Here is a 17,584-nt window from a genome sequence, read left to right as displayed (position 1 = left end):
AAGAACCGAATCATTTGATTCGGTTCATAAAGTCAGATTTGTCAATGTTTTAACTTAATGACATTGACAAAAGACGGTCAAGTAACTCAAATCAAGAGTTAAAATGATCGTCTTTTCGTATCTGAGAGTTAGTTATTTCCCAGACACTTTTTAGACATTTAATATTTATTTCTCTTAATATGAGAAATTTCAAAATAAGTAATTATAGAGTCAAAAATAAACACCAAATCTACAGGCAAAAGAAATAATAGCGTGACCTTGCCAGACCAGTTCCAAGCTACTAAATTCATAACTACTAATATTGCTATTGGTACTAGTGCATTCCAATAACCTAATTTTCTTTGAAGCCAATAACGATAATTTTTATAGGTTGGGGTAGCGCCAGTTGCTAAAATTATTATTAATAGAATTGCAGACACCCATATTTTATTTTCCATTTTTAACTACCTCGTGTATTTAAATCTTAAAATGTATGGAACGAATATGTAGAAGTGTAATTCAAATCAATATACACTTTACTATGTTTATGTGCTTTATTATAGTTATATAATCTATTACTCATAGATGTAGCAGCCAAACTAAAAGCATCAACTAACGTTCCTGCAATTTTCATGTCCAGTAGCATGTGCAATCATTGCTGAAATATCAGCAATTGTGGAACCAGCACTTAATTTACCTCTCTTTTTTGACTAAGAACGTATTTACTAATGATACTTGAATTAACAACAATTTTCTTTACCCCATAAACTCAGTCTTAAAGTTTACAGCAGGGAAGATTAATTGATAACTATTGTTTAATTGTTCCTTGGTAATCTTTAAACCGATCAGTGGGATGATACCATTCAAGTCATCAATGGCATTTTGACTACTTTCAGCTGCACCAACTAATTGATTTTGCTTGTTGTAAACCAAGCTTAATTTAGCGCTTTGATCATTTTTACCAGCATATTCCATATCTGTATTAAACATATGATCCATATCTACAACGGTATATTCATCATTATCTCTAGCTTCATCAACACTGACACCAACTTGAGCTACTTGTGGGAAAGTGAAAGCAGATGCCCCAATGATTGGATAATGAATTGGATCATGTTTGTCATTAACAAGCTGATCGCCTAAGTATGTTGCCTCAAAGTGTGCAGTTGGAACTAGTGCAGGCTGTTTCTTTTCAATGACATCCCCAGCAGCATAAACTCCTTTAGCATTAGTTTCAAGATAGTCATCAACAATAATGCTGCCGCGCTTAGAAAGCTGCACATCAGTATTTTCCAGGCCAAGTTTATCAACATTAGCAATTCGGCCGCTAGCATCAACTACATAGTCAGCAGTTAGCTTAGTTCCAGCTGAAGTAATGACTTCATATTGATCATCGTTTTTCTTAATTTCACTTACACCCTGATTGAAGTAAAAATCAATTCCACGCTTCTTCATGTCTTCAACTGTGTTCATGACATGTTTTTCACTAAATGCCATCATTGGGCGACTTAAGAATTCAACGATGCTTACTTTACTGCCAGCAGCTGCGAGCAAAGTAGCCATTTCCATTGAAACAATGCCGGCACCAATGAAGACGGTCTTCTTGGGTAAATTATCCAAATCTAAAACATCATTACTATTGTGCGTATATTCAGAGCCTGGGAAATTCAACTTTCTTGGCTTTTGACCAGTGGCAATCACGATCTTATCAGCTTGATATTGTTCACCATTCACTTCAACAGTATGATTATCAACAAACTTAGCGTAGCCATGTAAGGTATCGATGCCTAAGTTCTCAAAGCCCATTTCTTGAGCAGCAGGCATATTCTTCCAAGTAGCTTTCTTAGTCTTCATTAAGGTGTTCCAATCAATCGTACTTGCTTGAGCAATACCACGGTTTTGCAACAATTGACTAGATAAAACATTTCTGACTGCACCTTCAAGGAAAATCTTAGGTTCACAACCATAGTTAGGGCAGGTACCACCAAATTTATCGCCTTCAATTGCTAAAATCTTTTTGTCTGAACCTTGAGTGGCTATACTAAAATTGATTGCAGCTGGACCTGCACCGATAAGAATAATGTCGAACTTTTTCATTTTTAAATCCTTCTTCCATTTACTTACTATAATTTAAGATAATACTTAACCGAAAAGAAGCAAAATTATCTGCTTAAAACCTTTTAAATAAGCTTAAACATCAGATCCTTAAAATAGAAACTATTAAGTATTCTGATAATATTTATTCAAGAAGGAGAAACATTATGTCACTAATTTACATTCGCAAAGCCGCTAAAAATGACCTTGAGCAAATTATGCCAATTATTGACGAAGCCAAAAAGTTTTTAAAAGAAGATGGCAATCCACAATGGCAGAGTGGTTATCCCGATGCTGATGCAATTAATGCAGATATTGATCAAGATGCTGCCTGGGTATTGATTGTTGACCAAAAAATTGCTGGTTATACTGCTCTTGCTTCTGGTTCTGATCCCAATTATCATCAAATTGATGGTTTATGGAAAAACGATCTTGATCCTTATGTTGCTATCCACCGTGTTGCCATCAGCAATGAGTATCGGGGGATGCATCTAGCAAGTTATTTACTCTCCAGTTTGATCTCTTTACATTATGCCGAGAGAGTTAGAAACTATCGTGTTGATACTTTCAGAAGAAATGAGATCGTACAACACTTGGTTAAAGATGCTGGCTTTGTCAAACGAGGAAACATTAAAAATGATGATCCAATTGATCCTTACCGTGTTGCATATGAATTGAATTTATAATCTTTATAGAACTCAGCTTAGCTGGGTTCTTTTTTAATCAAAATAATAATATATAACTTTTACCTATAGCTTGACCATGATAATAAGTATTTCACATAACTAGTTGAAGTTCATATAATTAAGACAACATTAAAAAACACCAAGAAGGGATTTTTATGAAGAAAAAGGGGATAGGTATTATTAGCTTAATTTTAATTATTATCATCGCAATCGTTGCCGGAATTAAGATCAAGCAAAATCATGATGAAAATGCGGTTCAAGAGATTCAACCAGTAAAAGTTAGTTCAAAAACTGTTCCAACTTTCTTCTTTCATGGTTGGGGAAGCAGCTGGCACGCAGAAGATACGATGGCTCAAGCAATAAAAAGAGCAGGAGCTACTAATACAATTGTCAGAGTTAATGTAAATAAGAAGGGCCATGCCAGGTTGATCGGCAAGATTAAGAAGAATGCTAAGAATCCATTAGTTGAGGTTAACTTTTCAGACAATAAGCTGACTAACTCACAATATAATGGACAATATGCTAATGCATACGACTCTACGGGAGCGCGCTATGTTAAAAATGCTATCGATTTAGTAAGAAACAAATATCATTATTCAAAAATTAATATTGTAGCTCACTCAATGGGGAACTTAGAAGTTGCTTCCTACATTAAATTGAATGCTGGGAAAAAGAACTTTCCACAAATCGACCATTTAGTAGCTATGGCTGAACACTATGATGGGATTATTGGTATTTGCGGTTTTGGGGTGGTATTTCATTAAATGCCGCTGCTAACGACCCAGGCAACTGCGACTATTACCATGTACGATATGCCACGTGTTGGTGCTTGGGGATACTTCGACAAAGGTACAGCTGATGAACGTTATCAAAATAAGAAACAAATTGCAGAACAAAGAACCAAGGAATACGGTACTGGCAAATTTGCTAAAGCTGGCGGCTGTTTTGAATATCCAGCTCGATGATCAACCAGACTACGTTAAACAATACAGTGCTTACTACAAGACCAAACGCGGCTACCACAAACGATCAGTTAACTCTAACGAAGGTTGGGTATTACAAAAGTATGCCTGGTTGGATGAATACTAAGATTTTAGTTCATCCCGAAGATCTTAAGAATGCGGTGTTGATCGTCCATGGTGAAAAAGCTCACTCACGTTACATGGGTGAAGATACCTTTAAGAAATTGAAAGGCGACAATAAAGAACTAGTAATCGTACCTAACGCTACTCACACCGATCTATATGATGGTGGCGATCATGATTACATTCCATTCGATAAAATTGATAATTTCTTTAAGAAAAACCTCTAATAATCAATAATATATATCCATATAATTCCATAACTAACAAAAAACGAGCAATGACTTTATCTTCTAAAATCAAGTAAAGTCATTGTTCGTTTTTATTAATCTTCTGTTACAATATAATAGACTTACAAATAGTTAGAAAGAAGATTAATACATGATTCATAATCCAACCATTGATGCCCAACTCAACCACAGATCTATTCGAAAATTTAAGGATATTACTTTAAATCAAGAACAACTAGCAACTTTATACACTGTTTTTAGCAGAACAGCTACCAGTATGTTCATGCAAAATGCATCCCTTTTGCACATTACCGATGAAGCAAAAAAGAAAAAGATTCAGGAACTCTGCGGTCAAAACTACGTAGGTGCAGAAGGAGACCTGTTTATTTTTATCGTTGATCTTTACCGCAATCAGCAAATCAGAACTCAATTAAATAAAGACGATGGTAGAGTACATACAACTGATATTTTCTTTCAAGCCATGGAAGATACGCTCCTTGCCTTTCAAAATGTAGCAAATGCTGTCGAAAGTATGAATTTAGGCTATGTACCTTTAGGTACAATTAATGATCATCCTCTGCAAATGCTTGAAACGCTTGATTTACCTAAGTTGACTTTTCCTATTTTAGGGATGCAAGTAGGCGTAGCTGATCAAGAGCCACAACTGAAGCCACGGTTGCCACTTAAATTTACTTGCTTTGAAAATTCATATCCAAAAGATTTTGATGTCAAAGATTTGAAAGATTATGATCAAGTAGTTACTACTTACTACGATTTACGTGATAGCAATCGCAGAATTGATTCTTTCACTAAGCAGATTACTGGAGCTAAACTTAATAATCATGAAACTGATCGTGATCAATTGGTAGAAGAACTACATAAACAAGGTCTTTGCTTAGATTGGAAATAAATAATCAATCAGATATTTCATAGAACTAATGAAATATCTGATTTTTATTTTTTCATTAATATCATTTTGTCTCCGTATTTAATGTACATATATATTGCTTGTACATCTTAATTATTTCTCCTAAAATCAGGTTAGAGAGAAAAGAGGGATGGCATATGAAAGCTATTTTAACTATAAGTGGCGAAGATAAAATAGGCATTATCGCTCAAATAAGTAAAATTTTAGCCGAAGAAGAAATTGATATTTTAAACATTTCACAAAACTTAATGGATAATAATTTTACAACAACCATAATGATAAAAATTACAGACGGTAAAGACTTAAAGAAGATTGATAAGCGTTTTGATAATTTAGGTAACCAAATGGGCGCCAAAATCAATCTTCGCAATGAAGAAATTTATTCTGCAATGAACTATCTATAATCCAGAGAAAAGAGAAAAACATAATGGAGTTAAAACAAATTTTTGAAACAAATCAAATGTTCTCTACTGAAAATCTCGATGTTAGAACTATTACAATGGGCATTTCACTTCTTGATTGCATTGATAGTGTAGCGATCGTGCTTGTCAAAAAATTTATGATAAAATCACGACTAAAGCTCGAGATTTAGTAAAAGTAGCACAAGAAATTGAAACAGAATATGAGATTCCTATCGCAAATAAGCGTATAACTGTTACACCTATTTCATTAATATCACGTTGAGCAGGAAATAGTTGCAATAATTTATCTTTTCTTGGTACATAAATTGCACCATCATTACCATCTGGAAGTTCTGTAGAGATTTGTGAAAATCCAACTCCATTATTTTCAGCAGTTTCAATCGCAATAAAGGTTCCTGGATCAGCATAAAAGCCATGAACTTCATCTTTATTTTTATCAAGTCCTAATCTAACTTTATAATACTGACCGTTTTGAGTAAAGCAATGAACTATCGCAGCATCCCCAATAGAATACATCCAAGATTGCCCATATTGTACCGTATGCAATAAGGAAGGATGGTCCTTATCGATTGTTAAATACATTGGATGGCTGCCTGGTCTAATACCACTATCTACCATGTAATTAGGGTAAAATTGCTGCATAATTTTATCTTGCTTAGCTTTTTGCTCATGTGTTAATTGAGGCTTAGCCTCAGGAGCGGCAGGGCCTTGCGTTTCAGCACCATAACTTTTACCCGTTAATAATTCCTTAAAGGCTGCATTAATCGAAGAAGAATATCCAATGGACTTTTCAGCAATTTGACTCAGAATCAATAATTCACCTTTATTGATAGTAATATAGTGAGCATGTGGAGCAGTAGCAACTAGCTACATGCTTGGTGCTTTAATCATTTGATTGCGTGGCCCAATCCCTAATTCAAGGACAACTAATTTTTTAGGCTCTTTGTCAAATCCTGTTGATAATGAGTAAATGAATAGAATCAGGCAACCATTAAAAGGCTGTTTGGTTCTTTTTCTACCTTAAGTCAAGTAATATCAATAATTTAATAGATTATTTTATTAGAATTATTGGTACGAATGAAGCTAATTAAGTTAGAAAACTAAATTTATTAATAATTATATGTAACACAAATAAGCCTATGAGTACTTGTAGTTTTTTCATAGGTTGTTATACTGAAGTTGATCATTTGATTTCAACTAAAGTCTTTGGTTATGTGTGGCTACGTTGTAATCATATAATTGATCATGTTTGATAAGAGCAAACATTGTACGTATCAGTTTATGAACTGATGCAATGGCGATTTTCTTATAGCCCCGGCTATTTGAAGATCGTTTTTTCTTATCATAATAATCAGTGATATGACAAGGCTGAGTAGCTTTGACAGTTTCCATTTGAGTAATTGTTCGATAAAGAATCTTTCTAGCTAAGTGATTGCCATGTTTGGTTATTCCTAAATGACTGTCCTTTTCACCTGATTGATAGCGGCCTGGATCAATGCCAACAAAGGCATCAATTTGGGCTGAAGTATCAAACCGTCTTAAATCACCTAATTCGGCTACCAACCTAACAGCAGTAGTTTTGGCAATGCCAGGAATACTCTCATAGATATTCAAAGACCGTGCATTTGCTTGCATAGCAAGCTTTTCCATATAATTGATCACATTATCTCTTTCGGCACTTAGAGAAAGCAAATTGGCAATATTACGCTGAATTGCTCGAATAGTAATACTGCTTTCATTGTCATATGGATAAGCTTGTCTGGCTAAGGCATAGAGCCTAGTTGTTAAATAATGAGCTCTTTGTCTGCCAATTCCTGAAATGGCCAACAAACTTTGAAAGATCTGGTTTTCATTGTGATTTAAAACATATTGGGCATGCGGGAATAAGCTGACAATCGTCCAATAAACTCTGCCAGATGAAGTTGAAAGGATGCTCTCTATCTGAGGAAAAGTAGACTGCAAATTACGATGGAGCTGATTTTTATTGATTATCAGGGCTTGAGTAAGCTCTTCGTAATAACGACTCGCATTTTGCAGTTCATGATATTCCTTAGGTTGAGGAGCACGCAATTTTTGTGGCGCATTGAATTGAATTAAAGCTAACCGATAAGCATCAACTTTATCGGTTTTATTATGCCTTAGATTATTGTCCATCAGCTTCTTAGCCTTTAAGGGATTAAGCTTTAAATACTTGATATGATAATCTTCTAAAAAAGCCTGTAAACTCAATGAATAAACTCCCGTAGCTTCAAAAACTACTAAAGGCGTGATCAAGTATTGATTTAAACGATCCAATAGATCTTGATAGCCAAAGGAATCATTAGTAATCTTAAAGGTTTCACCTTGCTTAATTCGATCAATTACTACACAAACTGTAGACGATTTACTGCTAACATCAATGCCAAAGATAATATTTTGTTTCATCATTCTAACCTCCAAGTGAAGACAAACAGTTTTATCAACCTATTAATTCTCATTTTCTGAACTCGGCATCAAGTGCCCACAGACTTCGAAGAGACTTATAAATAGGCGGTAAAGCAGTCCGTTTTCTTTGCGACGTTACACGTCCAAAAGAACCAAGACTTTATTTGCTTTATCTTCACTTTCTATTTTAGACAAAATAAAAAGTGCCAGATTTAGACAAAATAAAAAGTGCCAGATCATGAATCCGTCGATTCATAATCCAACACTAGGTTAGTATGTTTTCTTTAAACAAGTTTTCCTCTAAACAAATTCTGGTTAATAAATTGATAAAATTGGAATAGCCGAAAGCTGTTCGTTCGATTTGCTTGATTTTGCGGTTGAAGCCTTCAAGGCAGCCATTGGAGTAAGTCAAAGCTGCTCCGTTGAGTACCGCTTTTAGATTATGCTTAAAGGTTAATAGTGTTTTGTGCATTAAAGTTCCAATTTGATCTTGGCAGTTGATTAACGATTTGAGCTCATGCGTATTGCCAGTTTCAACGGCTTGAATAAAGCTTTGCATCAGGTTATATGAATTCTCTAAAGCAGTGCTGGTGTTAATGCCTTCTGTAACTACTTGTGCTTGAGTTAAGCAGTCTTTGTAATGCCAGTTGTAGCGAGGATGAACTTTTTCAAGCTCATCAAACTTCTTCAAGTATAATTTCCAGGGAGATTTGAGCAGCTGATACTGTCTGGATCTTTTATCAAAGGTCTTCATGACTTGGACTCTTAGTGAGTTGAAAGAACGCGTAAGCATTTGAATCATATGAAAACGATCGATGACAATCTGAGAGTTAGGAAAACAAGCTCTGACGATATCTTGATAGTAAAAATTAAGATCCATCGTGACCGTCTTAACGTTAGCTCTAGCTTGGGGCGAGAAACGACCAAAATACTTAAGCAGCGTCTTCTTGTAGCGAGTTCTAAGAATCTGCACGACTTGATGACTATCGCCGTCTAAGCAGATAAAGTGCAGCTGACGGTCGACTCCTTTAAACTCATCAAAAGCCAAATGAGCTGGCAAATATTCGTAGCTATCAATAAACCGGTGTGAACAGTTGCCCAGTACTCTTTGAACAGTATTAATTGAAATATTGTTTTCGCTGGCAATGCTGGTCATAGATCGATCTTCAGTTAAAGCTGACAATACTTTAAGCTTAGAGGCATTAGAAATAGAACAGTATTTATTTACCAATTCAGACTGAGCCATAGACCAGCGCTCACAAGCGCGACATTTAACTCGTTGCTTAGCCAATCTGATAATGACCGGTAAACTTGCATTAGCTGTCGGATAGTGAATGTTGGTAATCAAATGGCCATTGTGTAAGAGATCTAGGGAGCCGCAGAAAGGACAAGCAGGTTGAAGCAATTCAGCTTCATAGATTTTATGCTTTTGCAGTTTGATCGATTTATAGAAATAATCTTTAAAAACAATATTTTCATCTTTAACATCAAGCTCGAATTTAATACAATGATTAAGAGAGGACATAGAAATCACCTTTATTTATAAGAATTTGTGTGGAAACGATTTTTATTGAAGAGGACTATGTCCTCTTTTTTGCAATAAAAAATCCTGTTAACAGCTTATCATATAGATAAGTCATCAACAGGAAAAATTATAGAGCCATTTTTTATCTTCATATTTTTGAATAAAATCTTGAAAGGCTTGAACTTGTTTTTGATTAATCTGGAAATCTTCACCAGCCATGTTTAAGGCAAGGGGAGCACCACACTCATCACATTTAGGTATATCAGCTTCAGTAAGCGTCCCAGCTTGATCTTTCTCATAAATTTCGTGCAACTTTGAAGCTAAATAATGTACGCCGTGCTCGGCAGGGTGGTTGCTGCATACTCCTTCAAACCAATTGCCTTCAATTTCAAATAAATTAGTCAACCCCGCTAGAGCAAAATGATGGTCAATATTAGATGTCCAGACAAAATAGGATTTATTGCCAATGATTTTCTTTATATCTTGCATATAATTGCTTATTTCATAATTATTGCCATAATACTCGACAACTCGGGCTACCATTCGCCAATAATCTAACTGATTAGGATATTTAAAAACAAAAGCAGTCAAAAAGTTAGGTAAATGATATTTGTCTACTAAGTCTCCGAGTACTTCTTTCAACTTTTTATCATTAGCAAACAAATTCAATCCTTCTGAAATAGAGAGTACATTGCTTGCTGTCACTAAAATAGCATCAGCGTCATCCAACCATTGTTTTGCAATCTTTGCAGCTTTATTAGTCATTGTCTTTCTCCTTAATTTTTGCACTAACTTCTTTAAGAACTTCATTAATATCATCCCCAATTAATAAAGAACGATCATGAATCATTGGATTAGTCATAGCATCTTTAGGATTGATATTAATACGCGTGGTGCTAGTTAAATCGTTTTAGTTAATAAAAAAGTCCAATCGGACTAGACTCAAGTTGTAGTATTCAATAGAAAAGAGTCTGATCTGATTGAACTGCCTTAAGCTTAAGCGTTTTAGCCACCATTTACAAGTTAGTTTTAAAGATTTAGTGATAATTTGTCGGCACTGGTATCGTTTATCTGCTCCGGCTGAATTTAGTCAACGGCGAAACATCAACCGGGTAAAAGCTACGGACAGTCTGATTTTGGCTTTACTTATCTGGCAAGCTAAGACAGGAATTGAATCACAAAGAAGATTCTGTGAATGTTTCAATTGTTTATCACACTCACGTTTTAATCGACGTTCACGTCAGCTATTGCAATTGATTTATCAGATACGGCAAGAAATGAATAAAAAGGTTGACCTGAATGGACAGTTCTTGATCATTGACAGCTTTCCGGTACCTGTTTGCCAACCAATTCGCAACTATCGTGCTAAAATTTTTCGCGGTTATGCCAACATTGGTTATAAGGCCACCAAGAAAATTTACTTTTATGGTTTCAAAGTTCATGCCATTGTTAGCGATGACGGTTACATTCTTGATTATGTAGTAACAAAAGCATCAGTTCATGATGCCAGGGAGACAGTTGAACTGATGGAAAATACCCATCCATCTAATTACTATCTTCTTGGCGACGAAGGCTATTTAGGCAAAGAACTGCATCAACAGCTAAAACAAATGGGTTATGAACTTTGGACACCATATCGTAAAAATATGACAGGAGCTAAAAAGCACAATGATCATCAATTGATGGCTATTCGCAGAACAATAGAAAGCGACTTTTCGCTTCTGACCTATTACAATGCCGAGAACAATCGAGCACGTAGTCTGATAGGCTTTCAAAGCCGGTTAGAAATTGCAATTTTAGCTTATAATTTGGCTTATTGTCTAGAACGATTTAACTAGCACCACGCGTATATTAATATAAAAAGAATGCTTTAAATATTGGGTCATTTCCCAGAATGGCTCCTGAATAAACATCGGTGTCATACGACCAACACCCATTTCAAGAAACAGAATCTTTTCACTGCAGTGATCAGCCATAAATTTATTCCACTTCTGATGTTCTTCAAAATATCTTTTTCCTTCTAAAAATTGCGGACCACGTGCTCCAAGAATAAGTTCAGACCCATTAATATCACTTTTAGGAATTAATTCAGTTGGTAGGCAATGATCTTTAACTTTAGGCAATAACTCTGCAACCATCTTTTTAGTACTATAGAGTTTTTGATCTGTACTAGTATCAGAAGCCTGATAATAATCCCATGATCCCTGAATTTCACTTACTTGATCACTTGGGAAAAACTTCTTAAAAAGAGTATCCTGATTAGTAGTTACAAAATGAACTGGCTTATTGCCGATTAACTTTTTAAGATACTCATAAGTTGGCTTCTGCGGTGGAATATTGAGGATCATTTTTAATGATTCAAGCATAAAAGCCTAGTGTTCCTCTTTAGAATCAAAACGAGTATAAAAGCCATTAAAAATGCCTGCAAAATGATATTTATCATAAAAATACTTCATATGCTTCATAAATAGGGGACTTGCAGAATACCAAAAATCCATTCCTGCCGCATTGGACATTCCGCTTCCTGCTCCTACAATTATGGTATCTGCCTCTTTCACATGTTTTATCAATTCATCAATTTTATTCATACAATGTTTACCTCATTTTTTAATAGATTGATTACTTTCATACATCCTGTATAGGACTTGATGTAAACATCATATGTTAAAGTGAATAGGCAGTTAAGCACATTCATAGCAAAACGTCAGATAATGGACAGATTCAAAATAATGTAGTGAATTTGACCTCTATATCTTAGTTTCGTATAGTTTGATTAAAATATAAAAAAGGGGGATAAAATACATGACACTCATTTACGCTAGAAAAGCAAAAATAAATGATATTAACAAAATTGTGCCAGTAATCGATGATGCTAAAGCATTCTTAAAGAAAGCTGGTAGCACACAATGGCAAAGTGGATATCCCAATGAAGAAACTATTACGCAAGATATAAAGAAGAATGTGGGTTATGTTTTAATCGTTGATCATCATGTAGCAGGATATGCTGCAGTAATCGCAGGAATTGAACCTACTTATCAAGTAATAGATGGACAATGGCAAAATGAACAAGATAAGTATGCAACTATTCACCGTATGGCTATTAGCAATCAATACCGCGGGATGCATCTAGGAAATTACTTTTTCTCCAATTTAATTTCACTGCAAGTAGCAAATAATATATTTAACTTCAGAATTGATACCTTTAAAAAGAATGCAATTATGCAACATCTTGCTAAAAGCCACGGATTTATTGAAAGAGGGACAATAAAGGTAGAAGACCCAATTGACCCCGAAAGAGTAGCATTTGAATTAAATTTATAACCATATTAGTTTACTAATCACTTTGTATTTGCTACCATAGTGATGAACGCTATTATTAATAGTTTTCAGGTCAAAGGAGATTAGTTTTATGCAATATCAAAAGACCAAAGAAATTTTAAATCAAGCAGTTGCTGATCTTAGTCAATTACAAATGGTAGTACGTCAACAACACTGGTACATGCGTGGACCAGAATTTTTAAACTTACACCCATACTTAGATGATGTAATGTCTGAATTAGACGATCAACGTGATTTGATCGCTGAAAGATTAATTACTATTGATGGCTCTCCATACTCTAGCTTGGCAGAAATGGTAGATCATTCAACCATTGAAGCTCATCCTGGCAAGTGGGGTACACCTACTACTGAGCGTTTTGCTACTATCGTTGATGGTTATCATCACTTGGCACACCTTTACGAAAAAGGTATCAAAGCTGCAGATGAAGAAGGAGACTACAGTTCAAGTGATATCTTAACTACTTGTCACAATGATCTTGAAAAGAGAATTTGGATGATGGCAGCTGAGATTAATCAAGCACCTAACATTGACGAATAATTAAATCTAAAATAAAAAGGCAGTAAGCGATAATTTTTGCTTACTGTCTTTTTTTATCATCGGTAAATTGCAATTGCCCGCTTACCGCTCCTTTTACTTTGCTAAAGAAATGCGGAAGGCTAATTCTTTGCATTTTTCAAGCAATGAATCTTTTAATCAGTTAATTAAAGATCTAAATAAAAATGAACTAAAACAAAATAAATTGCCAGATAAACTTAAAAATGTATTACGTCCATATCAAAAAGAGGGTTTCAATTGGCTTAATACACTAGTTAATTACAATTTTGGCGGCATTCTAGCTGATGAAATGGGATTAGGTAAGACAATACAAGTAATATCCTTATTGTTAGCTCACCAAAAGAAAGACAGTACCAATTTAGTAGTAGCTCCAGCATCAGTTATCTATAACTGGCAGAATGAGGCACAAAAATTTGTGCCCGAACTTAAAACCGCTGTGCTTGGTGGAACTAAAAAAGAACGAACACAAATTTTAGCCAATGCATCCAAATATGATCTATTGATTACTTCATACCAATCTTTAAACCGTGACTTAGAAGCTTATCAAAAACTTGTTTTTAATATACAGATCCTTGATGAAGCCCAAAATATTAAGAATCATCAATCGATTACAGCTCAATCCGTTAAAGTAATTAAAGCTCATCATAAACTCGCTTTAACCGGAACACCGATAGAAAACAAATTAAGTGAATTATGGAGTGTTTTTGATTATTTAATGCCCAACTTTTTAGGATCATACTTAGATTTTAAGAAAAAGTTTGAACTACCAATAATTAAGGATGAGGATGAAGAAGCCGAAAAACAATTGGTTGAAATGGTTACTCCATTCATTTTGCATCGACTAAAGAAAGACGTTCTGAATGATTTGCCCGCAAAGGAAGAAGAGATTGTTTATGTTAATATGGGATCTAAACAATCCGAATTATATAAACTGCAAACGCAGAAATTAATTGCTGAATTGTCTTGCCAAGGGGATGCAGAGTTTAAACGCGCTCATTTTGAAATTTTTGCTCAGATTACTAAGTTGCGCGAGATATGCTGTGATCCTCACTTGTTATATGAGAATTATCACGGCAATTCAGGTAAATTAATTGCGACTATTGATTTGATTAAAGCTAATTTGGAAAATGGACATAAAATTTTACTATTTTCTCAATTCACTTCAATGCTAGAGATTATCTAAAACAAACTCCGTAAATTAAAAGTTCCTATTTTTGTCATTACCGGAGCAACGGCTAAAAAGGAACGACAGGATAAAATTCATCAGTTCAATTCATTAGATAAACCTGCCATTTTCTTGATCTCACTTAAAGCAGGTGGAACTTAGCTGCCGAAAATCAAGCAAGCGATTGTGCTCATCGAATGGGACAAAAGCACACTGTCAAGATTTATAAAATGGTTACCCGGAATAGTATTGAAGAGAAGATTATTTCTTTGCAACACAAAAAAGCAGACCTAGCAAAAATAATCTTAGATAACGATGGCATGGCGCAAGCCACGATGAACAGAGAAAGTTTGTTAAAAATCTTAAAATGATTTCGCACTTGCGAACTATTGTTTGCATAGGTATAATAAAAAAGTAACAAAAAACCAACAAGATATACACTTGCTGGTTTTATATTTAGTTTAATTTTAGTGATGCTTTTTATAATACCAATAATACAATCCGAATGGCACCATATTTTCTTGATGATGTTTAAGACGGACGATATTGCTTCGATGACTCCAGTAGATTAAGATTATGAGTAATCCACTGATAATGCTCAAGGCAAGGTCGTGGAAGAAGAACGAAGCTATAAAAATCAAAACTACTGAGATTAGGCTAGTTAATGAGACCATACTTGTAATAAACAAGATTGGGAAAAAGATGACTGCACAAATTAAAAAGAAATGGACATTATATCCTAATAAGAAACCGGCTGAGGTAGCAACAGCTTTGCCTCCCTTAAAATTTAAAAAGATAGGGAAGGCATGACCTAAAATAGCAGCTAAACCAAAAATCAAACAGAGATAATGAGGTCCTAGATGAAACAAGACTGGTAGTAACGTAGTAGCTATTGTTCCTTTGAAAAAATCAACTAAGAAGACGATAATTCCAGCTACAGGACCCAATACTCTGAAGGTATTGGTAGTACCTATGTTGCCAGAGCCATACTTTCTTATATCTTTGTGAAAGAAGATCTTTCCTACCAATGCACCCGTCGGAAAAGATCCGATCAAGTATGCTAAAATAAACAACGATGCAAATTTTAATGCAAACATATTCAACAACTCCTATTAATCTATCGCTATTTTAGCAAAGATTATTCTTTAAATATACGGTGTTGGTGAATTATTAATTAAATGGGGGATTTTTTAGTGGCAAAAGCTAATAATTATGATGATTCTTCAATTCAAATATTACATGGACTGGAAGCCGTTCGTAAACGACCAGGTATGTATATAGGTTCAACCGATATACATGGACTTAATCAATTGGTTTATGAAATAGTCGATAACTCAGTTGATGAGGCTATGGCCGGCTTTGGTAAAGAAATTGATGTAACTATTCATAAAGATAATAGTGTAACTATAAGAGACTTTGGACGTGGAATGCCTACAGGGATGCATAAGTCAGGAAAACCAACTATTGAAGTTATTCTGACCGTGCTCCATGCCGGTGGTAAGTTTACCGAGCAAAATTATAAAACTTCTGGTGGACTTCACGGTGTAGGTTCTTCCGTAGTAAATGCACTTTCAAGCTATATGAAAGTACGTGTTGTTCGAGATGGTAAAGCATATGAAGAAGAGTTTGAAAAGGGTGGACATCCCATTGGAACTCTTAAGTGCTTAGGAAAAACTAAAGATCCTACTGGTACGACAATTACTTTTAAACCAGATGCCATGATTTTTTCAACAACTAAGTATAAGTATGGGACTATTCAGGAACGTATTCGAGAATCTGCCTTTTTGCTTAAAGGAGTTAAATTTGTTTTAACTGATGAACGTGATCCTGAACATCATGATGTATTTCAGTATGATGATGGAATCAAATCTTTTGTTTCTTACCTAAATGAGGGTAAAGGAACTATTAGTGATGTTTTCTATTTTGAGGGAAAACAAGACGGCATGGAGATTGAATTTTCCGGTCAATACAGTGATGGATATTCAGAAAATCTAGTATCTTTTGTTAACAACGTTCGTACTGGTGATGGTGGAACGCATGAATCTGGTGCACGTAGTGGATTTACTCGTGCTTTCAATGATTATGCCAAAAAGCAAGGGTTGCTTGGTAAAAAAGATAAAAATATTGATGGATCAGATTATCGTGAAGGTTTAAGCGCTGTTTTATCAGTAAAAATTCCAGAAGAATTGCTTGAATTTGAAGGTCAAACCAAAGGTAAATTAGGTACTCCTCAAGCACGTTCTGCAGTTGATTTACTCGTTTATAAGAAGATGTCTTACTATTTAATGGAGAATGGTGAATTAGCTCAGGAATTGGTTAAAAAGGCACAACGAGCTAGGGATGCACGTGAAGCTGCCAAAAAAGCTAGAGATGAAAGCCATAATGGTAAAAAGAGACGCAAAAAAGAAGTTCTTTCTGGTAAGTTAACTCCTGCCCAATCACGCAATCCTAAAAAGAATGAATTATTCCTAGTTGAGGGTGATTCTGCCGGTGGTTCAGCAAAGCAAGGCCGTGATCGACGCTTCCAAGCAATCTTGCCTTTACGTGGTAAAGTCTTAAATACTCAAAAGGCTAAATTGCAAGATATCTTTAAAAACGAAGAAATCAACACTATGATTTATACTATCGGCGCTGGCGTAGGCGCTGAATTTAATGTTGATGATTCAAACTACGACAAAGTTATCATCATGACTGACGCCGATGACGATGGTGCTCACATTCAGATCCTGCTTTTAACCTTTTTCTATCGCTATATGCGCCCAATGATCGAAAAAGGAAAGATATATATTGCTCTTCCACCTCTTTATCGCTTGCAAAAGGGCCGTGGTAAGAAGGCACAAATTCAATATGCTTGGACAGATGAAGAACTTGCAGAAGATGAAAAAGCAATGAAACGCGGTTATTCATTACAACGTTTCAAAGGATTGGGTGAAATGAATGCTGAACAACTTTGGCAAACAACTATGAATCCTGAATCCAGAATGTTAATCCGAGTAAAAATTGACGATGCTGCCCTTGCTGAAAGACGAGTAACTACCTTAATGGGTGATAAAGTTGCTGCCAGAAGAAAATGGATTGAAGAAAACGTTAAATTTAGAATGGGCGAAGATAGCTCAATCTTAGAATCAGAAGATGATTAAAGAAGGTTTTTAAT

Annotated in this window: 20 protein-coding genes and 2 pseudogenes; 13 read left to right on the top strand and 9 right to left on the bottom strand. The window is 35.1% G+C overall.

Annotated features, from left to right (window positions below):
- Positions 1-158: 158 nt before the first annotated feature.
- Together AADV52_RS02695 and AADV52_RS02690 are read right to left on the bottom strand one after the other, a co-directional pair.
- On the bottom strand, positions 159-437 hold the full coding sequence (locus AADV52_RS02695; RefSeq protein WP_014918737.1) for a hypothetical protein: 279 nt from the start codon (positions 435-437) through the stop codon (positions 159-161).
- Between the two features lie 298 nt (positions 438-735).
- A complete protein-coding gene (locus AADV52_RS02690) occupies positions 736-2,076 on the bottom strand; it encodes a dihydrolipoyl dehydrogenase family protein (protein ID WP_003626318.1) in 1,341 nt (446 codons plus the stop codon).
- Between the two features lie 164 nt (positions 2,077-2,240).
- Here AADV52_RS02690 and AADV52_RS02685 point away from each other — a divergent pair, with 164 nt between their 5' ends.
- The 8 genes and pseudogenes from AADV52_RS02685 to AADV52_RS02650 all read left to right on the top strand — a co-directional run.
- Positions 2,241-2,759, top strand: coding sequence for a GNAT family N-acetyltransferase (locus AADV52_RS02685; RefSeq protein WP_014918736.1), 519 nt, complete (start codon positions 2,241-2,243; stop codon positions 2,757-2,759).
- A 155-nt stretch (positions 2,760-2,914) separates the two neighbouring features.
- A complete protein-coding gene (locus AADV52_RS02680) occupies positions 2,915-3,523 on the top strand; it encodes an alpha/beta hydrolase (RefSeq protein WP_014918735.1) in 609 nt (202 codons plus the stop codon).
- Entirely contained in the window at positions 3,524-3,724 is a 201-nt protein-coding gene (locus AADV52_RS02675) for a hypothetical protein (protein ID WP_014918734.1), read from the top strand.
- Positions 3,705-3,848, top strand: coding sequence for a hypothetical protein (locus AADV52_RS02670; RefSeq protein ID WP_023061128.1), 144 nt, complete (start codon positions 3,705-3,707; stop codon positions 3,846-3,848). Before AADV52_RS02675 ends, AADV52_RS02670 begins: the two co-directional genes overlap by 20 nt.
- Positions 3,838-4,071: an alpha/beta hydrolase gene (locus AADV52_RS02665; protein ID WP_023061129.1), complete on the top strand. Its 234-nt coding sequence runs from the start codon at positions 3,838-3,840 to the stop codon at positions 4,069-4,071. The genes AADV52_RS02670 and AADV52_RS02665 overlap by 11 nt, the downstream gene beginning before the upstream one ends.
- A 151-nt stretch (positions 4,072-4,222) precedes the next feature.
- The gene (locus AADV52_RS02660) at positions 4,223-4,981 is read left to right on the top strand and encodes an NADPH-dependent oxidoreductase (protein WP_014918733.1); all 759 of its coding nucleotides are present in this window, start codon (positions 4,223-4,225) and stop codon (positions 4,979-4,981) included.
- Positions 4,982-5,136: 155 nt separating this feature from the next.
- A complete protein-coding gene (locus AADV52_RS02655; protein WP_014918732.1) occupies positions 5,137-5,403 on the top strand; it encodes an ACT domain-containing protein in 267 nt (88 codons plus the stop codon).
- Between the two features lie 23 nt (positions 5,404-5,426).
- Positions 5,427-5,614 (top strand): annotated as a pseudogene (locus AADV52_RS02650) (DUF711 family protein); the annotation flags it as partial.
- Here AADV52_RS02650 and AADV52_RS02645 read toward each other — a convergent pair.
- The 4 genes from AADV52_RS02645 to AADV52_RS02630 all read right to left on the bottom strand — a co-directional run bounded on the left by AADV52_RS02645 (position 5,557) and on the right by AADV52_RS02630 (position 10,135).
- Positions 5,557-6,234: a cupin domain-containing protein gene (locus tag AADV52_RS02645; RefSeq protein ID WP_014918731.1), complete on the bottom strand. Its 678-nt coding sequence runs from the start codon at positions 6,232-6,234 to the stop codon at positions 5,557-5,559. The pseudogene AADV52_RS02650 and the gene AADV52_RS02645 sit on opposite strands and share 58 nt — an antisense overlap.
- Before the next feature lie 384 nt (positions 6,235-6,618).
- Positions 6,619-7,848 carry an IS110-like element ISLhe4 family transposase gene (locus AADV52_RS02640; RefSeq protein WP_126096183.1) on the bottom strand — a complete coding sequence of 410 codons (1,230 nt, stop codon included), beginning with the start codon at positions 7,846-7,848 and terminating at the stop codon, positions 6,619-6,621.
- 262 nt (positions 7,849-8,110) lie between these two features.
- The gene (locus AADV52_RS02635; RefSeq protein WP_126096179.1) at positions 8,111-9,370 is read right to left on the bottom strand and encodes an ISL3 family transposase; all 1,260 of its coding nucleotides are present in this window, start codon (positions 9,368-9,370) and stop codon (positions 8,111-8,113) included.
- Between the two features lie 114 nt (positions 9,371-9,484).
- Positions 9,485-10,135, bottom strand: a complete 651-nt coding sequence (locus AADV52_RS02630; protein ID WP_014918726.1) for a Sir2 silent information regulator family NAD-dependent deacetylase — start codon at positions 10,133-10,135, stop codon at positions 9,485-9,487.
- Between the two features lie 215 nt (positions 10,136-10,350).
- On the opposite strand from AADV52_RS02630, the gene AADV52_RS02625 reads away from it, so the two are divergent.
- Positions 10,351-11,208: an IS982 family transposase gene (locus tag AADV52_RS02625; protein ID WP_014918709.1), complete on the top strand. Its 858-nt coding sequence runs from the start codon at positions 10,351-10,353 to the stop codon at positions 11,206-11,208.
- Here the strand turns inward: AADV52_RS02625 and AADV52_RS02620 are convergent.
- On the bottom strand, positions 11,191-11,736 hold the full coding sequence (locus AADV52_RS02620) for a hypothetical protein (protein WP_227028474.1): 546 nt from the start codon (positions 11,734-11,736) through the stop codon (positions 11,191-11,193). The genes AADV52_RS02625 and AADV52_RS02620 overlap by 18 nt on opposite strands.
- Positions 11,737-11,742: 6 nt before the next feature.
- Positions 11,743-11,958 (bottom strand): hypothetical protein, encoded by a 216-nt coding sequence (locus AADV52_RS02615; RefSeq protein WP_227028473.1) that lies wholly within the window; start codon positions 11,956-11,958, stop codon positions 11,743-11,745.
- 214 nt (positions 11,959-12,172) lie between these two features.
- On the opposite strand from AADV52_RS02615, the gene AADV52_RS02610 reads away from it, so the two are divergent.
- From AADV52_RS02610 to AADV52_RS02600, 3 genes and pseudogenes are all read left to right on the top strand, one after another.
- Positions 12,173-12,691, top strand: coding sequence for an N-acetyltransferase GCN5 (locus AADV52_RS02610; RefSeq protein WP_003628775.1), 519 nt, complete (start codon positions 12,173-12,175; stop codon positions 12,689-12,691).
- A gap of 88 nt (positions 12,692-12,779) precedes the next feature.
- Positions 12,780-13,247: a Dps family protein gene (locus AADV52_RS02605; protein WP_014563522.1), complete on the top strand. Its 468-nt coding sequence runs from the start codon at positions 12,780-12,782 to the stop codon at positions 13,245-13,247.
- Between the two features lie 52 nt (positions 13,248-13,299).
- Positions 13,300-14,801: pseudogene (locus tag AADV52_RS02600) on the top strand (DEAD/DEAH box helicase); the annotation flags it as partial.
- A gap of 96 nt (positions 14,802-14,897) precedes the next feature.
- On the opposite strand, the gene plsY reads toward AADV52_RS02600, so the two are convergent.
- Complete coding sequence (gene plsY / locus AADV52_RS02595; RefSeq protein ID WP_014918723.1) at positions 14,898-15,527, bottom strand: glycerol-3-phosphate 1-O-acyltransferase PlsY; 630 nt, start codon at positions 15,525-15,527, stop codon at positions 14,898-14,900.
- A 96-nt stretch (positions 15,528-15,623) separates the two neighbouring features.
- On the opposite strand from plsY, the gene parE reads away from it, so the two are divergent.
- Entirely contained in the window at positions 15,624-17,570 is a 1,947-nt protein-coding gene (parE, locus tag AADV52_RS02590; protein WP_014918722.1) for a DNA topoisomerase IV subunit B, read from the top strand.
- Positions 17,571-17,584: the final 14 nt, after the last annotated feature.

The sequence above is a fragment of the Lactobacillus helveticus genome, from assembly GCF_046109915.1.
GTDB lineage: Bacteria > Bacillota > Bacilli > Lactobacillales > Lactobacillaceae > Lactobacillus > Lactobacillus helveticus.
The sequence above is the reverse complement of the archived record's forward strand: the minus strand, read 5'-3'. Positions and strand labels throughout refer to the sequence as shown.